Source organism: uncultured Psychrobacter sp., assembly GCF_947495825.1.
In the GTDB taxonomy this organism is placed as follows: domain Bacteria; phylum Pseudomonadota; class Gammaproteobacteria; order Pseudomonadales; family Moraxellaceae; genus Psychrobacter.
This window is the reverse complement of record NZ_CANMAH010000005.1, coordinates 108,074-122,469: the sequence shown is the minus strand read 5'-3', so window position 1 is coordinate 122,469 and position 14,396 is coordinate 108,074. Positions and strand designations below refer to the sequence as shown.

The 14,396-nt window shown below is 43.8% G+C and carries 11 protein-coding genes; 5 read left to right on the top strand and 6 right to left on the bottom strand.

Annotated features, from left to right (window positions below; genetic code table 11):
• Positions 1 to 15: 15 nt before the first annotated feature.
• A complete protein-coding gene (locus Q0895_RS07285) occupies positions 16 to 2,106 on the bottom strand; it encodes a DUF4105 domain-containing protein (RefSeq protein WP_299187120.1) in 2,091 nt (696 codons plus the stop codon).
• Positions 2,107 to 2,274: 168 nt separating this feature from the next.
• On the opposite strand from Q0895_RS07285, the gene ampD reads away from it, so the two are divergent.
• The 3 genes from ampD to Q0895_RS07270 all read left to right on the top strand — a co-directional run bounded on the left by ampD (position 2,275) and on the right by Q0895_RS07270 (position 5,326).
• Positions 2,275 to 2,868: a 1,6-anhydro-N-acetylmuramyl-L-alanine amidase AmpD gene (gene ampD / locus Q0895_RS07280; protein WP_299187119.1), complete on the top strand. Its 594-nt coding sequence runs from the start codon at positions 2,275 to 2,277 to the stop codon at positions 2,866 to 2,868.
• 140 nt (positions 2,869 to 3,008) lie between these two features.
• Positions 3,009 to 4,559, top strand: a complete 1,551-nt coding sequence (murJ, locus tag Q0895_RS07275) for a murein biosynthesis integral membrane protein MurJ (protein WP_299187118.1) — start codon at positions 3,009 to 3,011, stop codon at positions 4,557 to 4,559.
• Between the two features lie 119 nt (positions 4,560 to 4,678).
• The gene (locus Q0895_RS07270; protein WP_299187117.1) at positions 4,679 to 5,326 is read left to right on the top strand and encodes a DUF4878 domain-containing protein; all 648 of its coding nucleotides are present in this window, start codon (positions 4,679 to 4,681) and stop codon (positions 5,324 to 5,326) included.
• Between the two features lie 41 nt (positions 5,327 to 5,367).
• Here Q0895_RS07270 and Q0895_RS07265 read toward each other — a convergent pair whose 3' ends face one another.
• A complete protein-coding gene (locus Q0895_RS07265) occupies positions 5,368 to 6,006 on the bottom strand; it encodes a GNAT family N-acetyltransferase (protein WP_299187116.1) in 639 nt (212 codons plus the stop codon).
• Positions 6,007 to 6,207: 201 nt separating this feature from the next.
• On the opposite strand from Q0895_RS07265, the gene ribF reads away from it, so the two are divergent.
• A complete protein-coding gene (gene ribF, locus Q0895_RS07260; protein WP_299187115.1) occupies positions 6,208 to 7,251 on the top strand; it encodes a riboflavin biosynthesis protein RibF in 1,044 nt (347 codons plus the stop codon).
• Between the two features lie 78 nt (positions 7,252 to 7,329).
• On the opposite strand, the gene Q0895_RS07255 is transcribed toward ribF, so the two are convergent.
• From Q0895_RS07255 to Q0895_RS07240, 4 genes are all read right to left on the bottom strand, one after another.
• The gene (locus Q0895_RS07255) at positions 7,330 to 7,569 is read right to left on the bottom strand and encodes a DUF2789 domain-containing protein (protein ID WP_299187114.1); all 240 of its coding nucleotides are present in this window, start codon (positions 7,567 to 7,569) and stop codon (positions 7,330 to 7,332) included.
• A gap of 206 nt (positions 7,570 to 7,775) precedes the next feature.
• The gene (locus Q0895_RS07250; protein ID WP_299187113.1) at positions 7,776 to 8,759 is read right to left on the bottom strand and encodes a malate dehydrogenase; all 984 of its coding nucleotides are present in this window, start codon (positions 8,757 to 8,759) and stop codon (positions 7,776 to 7,778) included.
• A gap of 329 nt (positions 8,760 to 9,088) precedes the next feature.
• A complete protein-coding gene (locus tag Q0895_RS07245) occupies positions 9,089 to 9,910 on the bottom strand; it encodes a hypothetical protein (RefSeq protein WP_299187112.1) in 822 nt (273 codons plus the stop codon).
• A gap of 258 nt (positions 9,911 to 10,168) precedes the next feature.
• On the bottom strand, positions 10,169 to 12,151 hold the full coding sequence (locus Q0895_RS07240) for a lytic transglycosylase domain-containing protein (RefSeq protein ID WP_299187355.1): 1,983 nt from the start codon (positions 12,149 to 12,151) through the stop codon (positions 10,169 to 10,171).
• 663 nt (positions 12,152 to 12,814) lie between these two features.
• Between Q0895_RS07240 and miaB the strand changes: the two genes are divergently transcribed.
• Positions 12,815 to 14,296, top strand: coding sequence for a tRNA (N6-isopentenyl adenosine(37)-C2)-methylthiotransferase MiaB (gene miaB, locus Q0895_RS07235; protein WP_299187109.1), 1,482 nt, complete (start codon positions 12,815 to 12,817; stop codon positions 14,294 to 14,296).
• Positions 14,297 to 14,396 lie beyond the last annotated feature (100 nt).

The window sequence follows — 14,396 nt, the reverse complement described above, 5'->3', positions numbered from 1 at the left end:
CTGTTATAACAGCGATTAAAAATAACGTCTATATGACAGCTGTACATCGTCATTGGCATCGACGCGATCTTGCCAGTCATAATTAGCATTAATGCGTAAAGCTTGGTTTTTATCGATATCATACTGTAGAGCTACGCTTGAGATTGGCTGCCAATAGTGACCGCGAACGTTGGGGTCATCGCTGCTGCCATGATACCAATATGGTAATTGCAATTGGGCCTGCGCGCGTAACTGATTGTTAATCTGATAATCACAGCCAGCATTGACGCCTACGCCCACTCGAAAGCCTTTATTAATGCCTCGTCCTGCTTGCGCTGTACCTGACAATAGCGCATAGCACAGCTGCGGTGGCATCTCTCCGCTACCAGCTTTTGGTGTGCCAAGCGCCCACGACCAGCCGGACTCATAGCCGACGCTCCCGACCAAATGGTCGTGTCCTGCCTCTTGCGAACCATCATTGACGCGAGTCACCTCGGCACTTGCGCCCCACGTCTTGCCTTGTTTGGCAGTGTTGACGGGATTGAAAGAGCGGCCACGCAGTATTGTGAAGTTTTCTAATACCACACGATCTGGCTCATGGTCTTTACTGCTATCTGTCTTATAAAAGCGCAATGTCGTAGCCAGCGCTTCTAAATTAAAAAACTGAGGAAACCCTGAGGCGCGATCCAAGGTGTCATGGAATCCCAAACGTAACCCCACATCGAGGTAACTGTTGTCACCGCGTTGACCTATGCCGATCTGAGCCATTTGCAATAGATGCCTGTCGATTGGGTTGTTGTCCGACGCTACAATGCTATGATCTATAATTGTTTTTGGCGTAGAGTCGCCAGCAGATATACTCGATGCCAAATTGCGCTCTGCTGATTTAATATTATTCGCGTCATCTTTGGTTAATTGTTGATAACCAAGCGCGGCCGCGGCTTTGGCTTTATTTAACTCAGCCTGGCGCACCGTACTGTCAGACGGTGTATAGCGTGCATCTGCTAATAGAGATTCGTCGTTAAGTAGCTTCACTACATCGGAGGGGATGACCACATAAGGCAATTGGCTAAGCAAATCCTGCTCAGGACGCACAACATCGATCAAGCGTAGAATCTCAGAGGCGCAGTTGTCTGTAGTAAAATAATAGGGAATATCCAAATCTTTGGTTTCCCACACATGCAGAATAATTTGCTGCACCTCTGCGGGAGTCAAATCTAACTGATAAGTCCACGCGTCACGCTCATCGTCTTTAAGATATTTGGCAAGCTTTTCTGGATAAGGGTCAATCTCGATTCTATTGTTATAACCGCCTGTGGTTGACTTAATAGCATAGACGGCAAAAGCATCATCAGGGTCACCATCGACGGTATCATTGAGCGCATAGGCATGGTAAATCTGACTCGGATCTGCCGCGCTTGCTGGTGAGTCTATACGTAGCAAAGTATGAGCAAACGCAGATATTGGATTGTCCAAGTACTCCTCGGCAAACATAATGGACAGCTGCTCGGGGTTTAGCATCGTCATCCATTCTGTCAGATCAGGGCAGTCCGCTTGCAAGCGCGAGCTTTCAACACCCAACATCTCAGTCAGCCATTGCGTACGCGCGGGAAAACGGCAAACGGCTGAATTGTTGCTAGGCGCTGTCATTTGATTGCTCAACGCTACTAGCATCGCATCCAGTTCAGCGCCAGCGTCGTGCTGGCCTTCAGCACTCAGAAAAAACGCTGGGTTATCGATGAGGCTCTTGGACGCGCCTTTATTAAAGAGCGATTTTTTATCATCCAAAAAGTACAATAACCGACGCCACGTTGTATGCTCAGACAGATTTTGCGCCTGTACTTGCTTACGCCATTTGACTAGCAACGGTTCAGCTACACTGCTTTGAGTATTCTGTATGTTGTCGGCCTTATTATCTGCCATAGTCTGTCTAGTTTTGGCAGTTGTATCGGTGATAGCTGCGCTTGTTGCCAGATCACCCGTCGTTACTAATGATACTGGCGTTGGCAAAAAAGCCTGCGCTTGTGCAGAGAGTAACAGGCCTGCAACAGCGAGAGGCAAACGTGCGCTCAGGCTAATAGTGCCTAGGGTACAATCTACAGATATAAAAGTCGGCTTTATAGACATGAGGTAAAATCTCGCACGTTATTATTTTATAAAAGCTATCGTCAATTTGGTTTAGAAGCGTGATAAAGCAGTCAAGTGTAGGTATAGGTCATACTGCCTGCAAGATTGACGCATCAACACTTTTATAACGCATTGACGGTATTAATATCATTATACAAAGAGAACATTATGCCAAGCTCAATCACGCCATCATCAATGACTATTAACGGTGGTTTATTATCGGCAGCCACTTGGCTTGCGTCACCTAATTTTAATAACCGTCCTGACAATACGACTATTGATACCATCGTCATTCACAATATCAGCCTACCACCTGATGAGTTTGGCGCGTGCGGCACTGATGGCGTGCATTATGTAAAAGCGTTATTTACCAATCAACTAGACTGGGCGGCGCATCCGTATTTTCAGACGATCAAAGGCGCTGAAGTGTCAGCGCACCTGTTTATAGAACGTGATGGTACAATCACACAACTTGTCAATTTTAACGATCGTGCGTGGCATGCAGGCAGATCCAGCTACCTTGGCCGCCCTGAATGTAACGATTATAGCATCGGCATTGAGCTTGAAGGGTCTGATTTTGTGTCCTTTACCTCCGAGCAATACGACACGCTTGCAGCCGTTATCGCCGCTATATATAGCGCCTACCCTAAAACTCGCCGTCACCTAACCGGACACAGCGATATCGCCCCAGGACGTAAGACAGATCCTGGTGATTATTTTGAATGGGCGAAGTTGCGTAGCATGGTAGCTAAACAACTGTAGAGGTAGCATTTATCATTTCTACATCCAATTCATTTATCTATATTATAGATGTGCCATGAAAGTGCTATAATCCGTCAGTTTTTTGACAATAGTAAATCAGCAAACAACCATCAGTAAACAACTTGGCAAAATAGGTTCTCATGGCAAAAAGTCGGTTATTTCGTTCAACCATGGTGGTCAGTAGCATGACCATGCTGTCGCGTATTTTGGGTTTGGTACGCGATATTGTGTTATTAGGTGTCTTTGGCGCAGGTGGCCTGATGGATGCCTTTTTGGTCGCTTTCAAGATACCAAACTTTTTGCGGCGTCTGTTTGCCGAAGGCGCATTTAGCCAAGCTTTCGTCCCTGTTCTGTCCGAATATAAAGAAAAATATAGCCTGCAACAGGTACAGATACTGGTCAGCCGCACCTCAGGAGCGCTGCTACTAGTGTTATCTATGCTGACGGTAGTGGTGATTTTAATCGCGCCTTGGGTAGTGACATTATTTGCGCCCGGATTTGCCGACCAACCCGATAAATTTGCCATCACCGCTGAATTGCTCCGTCTTACTTTCCCTTATTTGCTGTTTATTTCCATGACTGCGTTTGCCAGCGGTATCTTGCAAAGCTACGGACGCTTTGCCGCGCCAGCCTTTGCCCCAGTACTCTTAAACTTATGCATGATTGGTGGCGCGCTGATTTTTGCGCCGATGTTTGACACATCGATCATGGCGCTCGGTTATGCAGTGGCTATCGCAGGTTTGTTACAGTTTTTAATACAGCTGCCGCAGTTATGGCAACAAAAACTGCTGGTCGCACCCAAGGTTGACTTCAAGCATGAAGGCGTCAAACGCATTTTAAAGCTGATGCTCCCCGCTATCTTTGGTGTCTCTGTCACTCAGATTAACCTACTGCTCAATACCGTATTTGCTTCTCTTATGATAGGCGGTTCAGTCTCTTGGCTCTATGCAGCCGAGCGTATGAGCGAGCTACCATTAGGGTTAATCGGTGTGGCTATCGGGACGGTGATTTTGCCAAGCTTATCAAAGAGCGAAGCACAAAAAGACGATGTTAGCTTTAAAAAGACCCTTGACTGGGCTGCAAGGCTTATCATTTTGGTGGGTGTGCCAGCATCAGCAGCGTTATTCATACTCGCAGATGCGCTGATGCAAGCGCTGTTTTTGCGCGGAGAGTTTACTTTGCGTGACTCACAGATGAGTGCGCTGGCACTGCGTAGTATGGCGGGCGGTATTTTAGGTTTTATGCTGATTAAGATTTTTGCGCCTGCGTTTTTTGCGCGGCAAGATACCAGGACGCCGGTAAAAATCGGTATCATATCCGTTTTTGCCAATATGATTTTTAGTGTGATTTTTATTGGGATATTTTACTTTTTGGATATGCCGCTGCATGGTGGTTTAGCGTTAGCGACTACAGGTGCCGCCTTTGTCAACGCCGGCTTGTTGTATTATTTCTTATATCAACGCGAAATATTCCGTTTTGGTAGTCACTGGAAAAAGCTGTTTGCTCAGTTTGCGATTGCTACAAGTGCCATGGTTGCTGTGCTTTATGTCATGCTACCCTATTTTCCAACTGATGACGCTCAATGGCGACGTATTGCAGCGTTACTTATCATGTGTGCGATTGGCGCGCTGGTATACGGCGCAGTATTATTAGCCACAGGCTTTCGTCCTCGCCAGCTCAAACATGGGTAAAATTAAGCAGGACGCTAACTTACGAAACCAAAACAAGCTTAGTATGAGAATTGACAGAACACGATACTGATAGTTGTGATAATTAACGTTTAGTGAATATGTAAATTTTGAGGGACAATATGACAACTAAGCAATCAACCTTATTACGCTTACCGACCTTACTCACTGCTGGCGTTCTAAGCACCGGTTTACTTGTGAGTGGTTGTAGCAATAATGATAATGTAGACACAGATGATGCAAATGCAACCAGTGAAATTGAAAACACAGCAGCTATTGAAGACACGGCAACTGTTGCCAAAACGTCTGAGGATGACCTAACGACTTCGGTAGAGACAGTCGATAGCGATAATGACGTTAAAAGTGAGCAGATAGCGACCAATACTGAAGATAAAACCACTATTGATAGTGATAATGTCAATCCTGTTACCGCCTCTGCCAAGCAAAAAAGCTTGGTGACTAATCCAACCGAAGCTGGTACGCCAGAAGATGCTGTGAAGCAAGCCTTAGACAGTTTGTATGATGGTGATATAAAGCAAGCTGCTTCTTACTACAAAGTAGATATGGCGAATTTTGAAGAAGAGCTGGCCAATACGCAGTCTGCTTTTCAGCAAACTGTCGATGGCGTCACTATTACTGATACCAAATATAATAATGACAAAACGCGGGCCACTATCACAGGCGAGCTGATGCTAAAAGACCAAAGTGAGCCTGCGCCACTGACCTATGAGCTACAAAAAATAGACGGCCAATGGAAGATTCTGGGTTAAGATGTTTTAGAGTAAAGTATCTTAGGTTAAAACTTATGAGATTAAAGCGTCTCAGTTTTTTTCTCTAAGATATCATCTGCGGTCACTGCTTTACCAAGCATCACCACATCAGCGATAAACCCCTGCATGTCACATACTTTTGGCATATAGCCCCATTGCTCAAAACCAAGCTTACGGAATAATCCCAAGCTTGGTTTATTATGAGCAAAGATAAGCGCAACGACATTTTGAATACCAAGATTTGGCGCTTGCACCAGCATCCAGCGAGTCAGTAAGCTGCCCAAACCTTTTCCATGATAATCATGATGCAGGTAGATACTGATCTCTGTGCTAATATGATAAGCCGTACGAGCATACAAGTCACTAAAGCTGCCCCACGCTACGATTGGTGAATTTTTTTGTGCATTAATTTTATTAGCGTTAGCTGACGAACTAATCGCCGCTCTAACCACATAAATGGGACGCGTAGGACTGCTTAGATGTTCATCAAACCAACTTGCCCGCTCTTCACAAGTCACTGGCGTCAGATTTGCCGTAGCTTGCTTGCCAGCGATACTTTGATTATAAATCGCCAAAATCTCTGGTAGATCCTCTTTATTGGCAAGATGCACAATAAACTGATCATTAAGGTTATGTATTGATAAGTTAGGCGGTATAGCATTTAAAGCGATATTAGTCATAGAGTCTCCATAGCTAATGACACAATTAGTAGTAAGGCGATGTAAAGCTTTTATAGTAGATTGACTATACTTGTATTATCCGCAGACTATAGATGTTAGTGTGGCTATTTTACTTTATAATGGCTTGTTTTAGACACACTGATTTTTTTACAGATGTGTTTTTTGTTTTTTATCTGGTCTTATCTATCATAGCTGAAATTTATGAACACCTATTTTCTTGAGCAACTGATTGCATCGCCAAGCACTTTGCCTATAAATACCAGCCCAGTAGATTTGGCACCTTGTGTGCTTACTATTGGCAACTTCGATGGTGTACATTTAGGTCATCAAGCCATGCTAGCACAAGTGCGTGACATCGCTGATATGCAAAACCTTCACTCTGCCGTCATGATATTTGAGCCCCAACCACGTGAGTTTTTTGCACCAGCGACGGCTCCTGCACGCTTGACCAACCTTGCAGAAAAGCAAGCCTTGCTAGCAGAACATGGCGTTGAGACTCTAATCGTAGCAAGCTTTGATGGTGAGTTTCGTTCGCTATCAGCGCAAGCGTTCGCTGATCTGTTAGCACTGCGTCTAAACGTCAAGGCTCTGGTATTGGGTGATGACTTTAAATTTGGTCATGATCGTACAGGTGACAGTCAGTTTTTACGGGATTATGGCTTAGATGTGACCAATCTACATACTGTCACAGATGACAGCAGCGAAGCGGTACGCATCAGCTCCACTCGCGTTCGCGACTTGCTGTTGGCAGGTGATATTGAGGGGGCCAATACCTTACTGGGTCGGGACTATACCATGACAGGATTGGTCGTTAATGGAGATAAAATTGGGCGTACAATGGACTTTCCTACCGCTAATATAGATTTGGATCGTTTAAAGCCTGCTCTTCATGGGGTTTTTGCTGTTGATGTGGTCAATCTTGATGATGCCGGAGAAGTAATACCCCACGGCTTAACAGAACTGGCCACTGATGAAAAAGCCGGTGTGGTAGGATTACGTCCGCATAGTTTGTTTGGTACTGCAAATATTGGCATCAGACCGTCTGTTGATAAAGCCCATAACTGGCGCTTAGAAGTACATTTTCCAGAGTTTCAAGGTGATTTATATGGTCTGACCTTACAAGTACGTTTTTTGCACTTTTTGCATGGCGAACGACGTTACGAGGGTTTAGAAGCACTCAAAGCAGGTATTCAGCAAGATGTTAAAGACTTACTTGAATGGCGAGAACATCAACAAATAAGTTAAAGCGTGCTTCTTGTATATAAATGAAAACCCACAACCTTGAAGGTTGTGGGTTTTTATTTTAATCAATCTACTGTCTTTTTAAGCATCCGGATGCAAGCGTACGTTTAGTTCGTCAATAGTCTCAACCCAAGCTGCGTCTTTGAACCATTCTTCTTTTAAAAAAGCTCGCTGATTGTCATTCCAAATATGAGCATCGATTAGCTCTTCGTCTTTCGCTAATTTGTTTTTTTCAATAAACTGCTCAATCGCTTCATCAGAGCTATCCAGCCCTAACTGAGCAAATAACTCATTCATACTATATTCAGGTTCACCCAACATACTGTCTCTCCTTAAATGATGCAAATTTGATTGTACTTATTATTTCAACGAACACATTTATTGTAGCAAGCTTTTTTTTATTCGCTGTTAATCAACGTTTATCTAACGTTATCAATTGTATTAATACCTACCCAAGGCACAAAAAAGCCCTCCGTATAAGAGGGCTTTTAAATTACTCTATATAATAATTTAAGCTAATGAACAACTTATGGTAGTAGGTGTGCTACCGCATCACGCTCTTCGCTAAGCTCCTGCTCAGTCGCTGCCATCTTCTCTTTTGAGAAATCTGATGACACATCAACGCCATCTACGATAGACCAGTCGCCGTTTTTGCACGTGCATGGGAATGAGTAGATAAGGCCTTCAGCGATGCCGTATTCGCCGTTTGAGTAAACACCCATCGATACCCAATCATTTTCATCAGTACCTAGTGCCCACGTACGCATATGCGCGATGGCAGCATTGGCAGCAGAAGCAGCAGATGAGGCACCGCGCGCTTTAATGATTGCCGCGCCACGCTGTTGTACTTCTGGGATATAAGTGTTTTCGTACCAGTCGCGATCTACCAAGTCTAGTGCTGGCTTACCATTGACTGTACAAGCGGTCAGATCTGGGTACTGAGTTGATGAGTGGTTGCCCCAAATGGTCATGTTTTTGATGTCATTGACAGTGCTGTCAGTTTTTTCGGCCAGCTGTGCCATTGCACGGTTATGATCTAGACGAGTCATGGCAGTAAAGTTGCGTGGGTCAAGATCCGGTGCATTACGCTGGGCGATTAGCGCGTTAGTGTTGGCAGGGTTACCGACGACCAATACTTTTACATCGCGGCTGGCCACTTCGTTCAATGCTTTACCTTGTGCTGAGAAGATCGCAGCGTTGGCTTCTAGTAAGTCCTTACGCTCCATACCTGGGCCGCGTGGACGGGCACCGACGAGTAACGCGTAATCAGCATCTTTGAAGGCCACATTTGCATCATCAGTTTGGACGATACCTGCCAATAATGGGAATGCACAATCTTCTAATTCCATAACCACACCCTTTAGGGCATCAAGCGCTGGCGTGATTTCAAGCAATTGCAAAATAACTGGCTGATCTTTACCTAGCATCTCACCAGATGCAATACGAAATAGCATCGCGTAGCTGATATTACCAGCAGCACCAGTCACGGCAACACGTAAAGGCTGTTTCATAGAATACTCCCTAATTAATTATTAGATAATGTCATCATTATACAGACAGGCATGATAGATATGGACTTGCTCAATGAGGTATATAGACTTGCTCAATGGTAGCGGTCACAAACCGAAAGCTAGTGTAGCACTTCATTTGGTAAACCGTCTAGGGACAACGAGGTGCTTAGCAATGTCTATATTGTTACATTTTATACATACAAAAGTTTGTCAGCAAAAATTACTGTCTCATTAAAAAAGAACTGTAAAAGTTGAAAACTGCTTTGATTGGCTGTTTATCGATATCTTTTATAAGCTTCGTACTTACCATCAGCACGATATAATAGTGACTATTTACCACCTGAAATAATAAAGTTACTGCCACAACTGTTGATGACCTCGTTGCATTTACCAAACTGACTACCATCATAACAAACATGTATATCAGTTAAGATAGACTGACGACGTCTACCTGCCTGACAAATTAAGTCAATACTAGTAGAGGACATGCCATTGTTTAAACGTAGCATTTGTCCGATAAAACGAGACTTTGAGACCGTATAACTATTACCTGTATTTAATTCGCTAGGGAGCTTTAAGGCGCCTGCATAATTGGTAATTTGACGAAAATAGCTACTGGCACTAAGCGGACTACAAGCACCATGATGTTGCCATGCTTGGCTACGTACGGTCGTATCTGGCATGATACGGTTAACGACTTTTAACTGCAGTGGCGTCAAGCGCGGATCACTACCACGGCCGCAGCGCTCACCGTATCCCATATCTAACCCAGATACCGTCAAAGAGTAACCTTCTAAGCATTGGCGCATGCGAGCCCTTGAAGGCTGTAGGTTACATAGCGCTGGAGTCATCTCAATCATCAGCACCCTTTGACCAGATTGCACAGCATTTGCTGCCTGCGCAGGTAGTGACAATATGCCTTGTAGTAATATTAGACCTATAATATTTAAGGTTAATTGATGCCTTTTATCAAAGCTGCGGCTCTCATACTTGCTCGACCAATATCTTTGTAACTCATTACTCTTTATAGCACTTCGCCATAACTGAGCTGTTAAATCAAATACCCGCATAAACTGACGCACACACATTCGAGCAGATAATTGAAATCCGGTGGATATGTGCGCAGGTCGATTGGGGCCATTATTTATCATAATTAAAAAGATACTCAATAGTTATTAAACATGAACAGCAGCATTTAGGCAACATCATACAGTAAAATGCAGCTAATTTCTGAACGTAAAATGCTAATAATTTAAGCAACAATTCTGAACAAACCGTTTAGTAAAACTTTGTAAAGAATGACGACTATAATCAAGGTAGTAAAGTTACTTTATTTGGTCTTTACTACCACTGAGCAAACCTTTGACTCCATATTATGAGTATAAGAAAAAACTGGTTAACTGTTAAATCTAAAATGCTGCTGGAACTGTCCCCATACGCTCACTAATCGGCTTAGTACGTCCTAACAAGCTACTATAAACAGTGGCATTCTCCATTACATGTTTTACATAATTGCGAGTCTCAGGATAGGCTATCGATTCGACATACTGATCTGCAGCAAGTGGACCATAAGTAGGTTGCCAGCGTTTGGCGTTGTTAGGGCCAGCGTTGTAACCTGCCGTTGCCAGTACAGGCTGATAATTTAGTTTACCTAATATATCACTCATATACCATGTGCCATAGCGGATATTAGTATCTCCACTATTGGCGCGACTGGCACTATACGACTCGCCTAGATTACGTGCGATATATTTTGCGGTGCCTGGCATGATTTGCATAAGGCCACTAGCACCAACGTTAGAACGTGCTGACGTCACAAACCGACTCTCTTGACGCATAATGCCATAAGCCCACGCTGGATCAATACCTGCTGACTGACTATAACGTACTACTGCATCTTGATGCGGCATTGGATACGATAGCGCCAAGCTGTTTACTCTCTCAGTATTGTCCGCTGCATAGATAGCGCGATCGAGCCAACCCATATCATGCGCTTGACGAGCCGCTGCAATAATTAGACCATCATCACGGTTATCACGTGCTTGCTTAACTGCCCAGTTCCATTCGCGGTTGGCATAGGCACGGCTAGCATCAGCGTTATATAAAGCAAAAGCGCGTGCAAAATGTTGGTCTTGTAAAACACGAGCTCTGTCAGCAGTACTTACGTTCGGCAAGTTACTACCACCTAAGCTACTAGCATTAAAGCGCTGTCCAACTTTATCTTTTGCCATCAAACCATAATAATCGTTACTTTTGGCTAGGTGTTGATACATTTTCTTAGCCGTATTACGCTTTCTGCTGTCACTTGATTGTTCGTATGCGCGAGCCAACCAGTATTGCCACTGATTGAGTTTTTGAGTCTCAGCATCCATTTGTGAGATAGATTCGATCACATCATCCCAGCGACTAAAACGAATAGCCGCTTTAGCATAATCTTCAGCTTCTTCAAAGTTAAAATCATCGTCTAAGCTGTTGCGAAACCAGTCGATAGCCTCAGCGCTAAAACCATCATCAGTGGTATGGCTCATACGCTCTACCCCAAGAATGCGGTAAGCGTAGCGGCGTGTGTCATCATTCAATAACTTAGTTGAACGTCGATTGTCTTGTTTTATATCAAAATCCAACTGCAGAGCAGCTTCGCGGTATGATTTTTCAGCAAGTCGTCCTATAGCATATAGATATAAATACTGATTGGTTTGGTTGTTTGGTTGCATACCAAATCGTCCAAAATAAGCACTTGGATTAAGCTGAATTTCACTTAGGGTAGAATAAGGAATCGGCGTACCAAGACGTGATGATAGTGCCATGATATCGCCTGTCTTACCTTTACGTAACATACGTTTGAGACGGGCGGCGCGGTCTTGATTACTAACAAGTGCATTATTATTAAGTTCAGTGGCGAGCTGATCACACAGTGCAGGCTGCTTAAGGGTGTTCAACCAAACATCTGGCTTTTCTGCCAACGCACGCATCGTATCACCGCCATTATTAAACCCAAGTGCAATTGCACAGCGCTCGCTACGATCGCCATTTGTTACTAAGTTAGCAATTTGACGTACCGAAGCGTAGTCGCCTAAAGCTGCTTTTGTTTCGGCAAAATCAGCGACCAATTTTTCAGCCATTACCGTATTAGGATACTGACGAACGAACTGCGACACGGCAGCAGGGCTTTGCGCTTCCAAGTCCAGATTCATACGCCAATAGGTCGGATACATAGCAAATAATCCACCACTCATCAACTGCTCATAATTGAACAGTGCATTAATGTCCCCGCGATCTGCCGCTTGTGCAGCCGACGTAAAATAATCCACACTGTTATCTTGCTGGTAGCTACTACCATAAGATGTCGCAGGCTGCGCACAGGCAACCTGTGACAACCCAGCCGCACTCATGGCAGTAACTAAGCTTAGCGCACCGATACGTAGTGAGCGAGTTTGCATGCCCATAGCAGTCAATTGGCGTTTAGGTTTAGACATAGCAAAATCATTAACTTGACTGTCGTTCTGAATGCGGTTGGCAGCTGACTGCTTTCTCATACTTGCTCTCTTTGTGTTTTAATCATCATTTACCGCCAAGACTATCTATGTCGCTTTGGCTCTTCCATCTGCACTAACTTTTTTGTGCTAACTTTAAAAACTCAGCTTTGAAATTAAAAATGCTATCTATGTTAACACTGACTATCTTTTCATTCATATAATAATAAACCTATTATTTATCAAATTGAATCAAGACCAGAACAATGTACTGTGTTTATAGCATAGCATTCATCATACTACATTCATCTGACCTGCAACCAGCGCCATTACTATTCGTTAATAAATAAGAGAGTGGCGTGTAACACAGAGATGATATGACGCCAACTTTATAATATGTGTTAAATACCTAAAAAAATTCTGATAAGCAATTGATAGTATTATAAATAATTTATGCCAATTATGGTTGATACGCGACGGTTACTTTTCACATTAGCAGATGGTTATGATAAAATACGCCACGCATTCATGGCCTATCGCCGCTATGTTTTGATAATTTTTGATAATTGTGGATTTTAACTTATGAGTGTTTCTGTATTCGACCCCCGCATCATTGACGCTAGTGCTAAAACTGATGTCACTGCGCCTGCTATCAATGCACTCGTAGAGACAAATCCAGCAACCGCCTCAACTGCTAGTAAAAAAGTATTTATCACGACTCAAGGCTGTCAGATGAACGTTTATGACTCTGACAAAATGCTCGATGTGCTGGGCGACTCACACGGCATGGTAGTGACACAAGACATTGATGAAGCTGATGTGCTTTTGATGAATACCTGCTCAATCCGCGAAAAAGCGCAAGAAAAAGTCTTTTCAGAATTGGGTCGCTGGCGTAAATTAAAAGAGAAACGTCCAGACTTAGTTATCGGCGTCGGTGGCTGCGTGGCCTCGCAAGAAGGGGATAATATTCAAAAACGCGCCCCTTACGTCGATATGATATTTGGGCCGCAGACCTTGCACCGTCTGCCAGAACTGTATGATCAATCAAGCGAGCAACGTAATATCTCGCCCAAAAACCGCATTGGCACCATTGACATCTCTTTTCCTAGTATCGAAAAGTTTGACTTTTTGCCTGAGCCAAAGGTAGAGGGTTATAAGGCCTTTGTTTCTATTATGGAGGGCTGCTCAAAATATTGCTCGTTTTGTGTGGTTCCTTATACACGCGGCGAAGAATTGTCACGTCCGTTGGACGATGTATTGGCTGAGATTGACAGTTTGGCTGCGCAAGGTATACGTGAGATTAACTTGCTCGGTCAAAACGTCAATGGTTATCGCGGTGAAAAAGATGATGGCAGTATTTGCCGTTTCGCTGAGCTTTTGCACTATGTATCACATATCGATGGCGTTGAACGTATTCGCTATACCACAAGCCATCCGCTAGAGTTTACTGATGATATCATTGATGCTTATGCGCAATTACCAGAGCTGGTATCCCACCTGCATCTACCTGTGCAAAGCGGCTCAAACAATATCCTTGCAGCGATGAAACGCAATCATACGATCGATGTTTATATCAATCAGATTAATAAACTCAAAGCTATTCGTCCTGATATTCATCTGTCGAGCGACTTTATCATTGGCTTCCCTGGTGAGACCGATCAAGACTTCCAAGATACATTAAACTTAGCAAAAGAGCTAAACTTCGATCACTCTTATAGCTTTATCTATTCTAAGCGTCCGGGCACACCAGCAGCAGAGTTGCCTGACGATGTGAGCTTTACCACCAAAAAAGAGCGTTTGGCTGAATTTCAACAAGTCATCATTGACTCAACGCTTGCTAAAACTCATGAGATGGTCGGCACGACGACTCGCGTGTTGGTTGAACAAGTTGCAGATCGTCATCCAGATTGCCTAATCGGCACAGCGGATAATACACGCACTGTTATGTTCCCTTATGATATGGAACAAATAGATCAGCTACTTGGCAAAATCGTTAGCGTTCGCATCACTGACTTTGTAAGTCCGCATATGGTCAAGGGTGAGCTGGTTGAGGTTTTGGCTTGACAGCTATTGATTCAAAGCTATCGCAATAAAATAAAAAAGCCGTTAACTATCAATAGTGAACGGCTTTTTTATGACGCAATGATAAGTTTCTAAATAACAA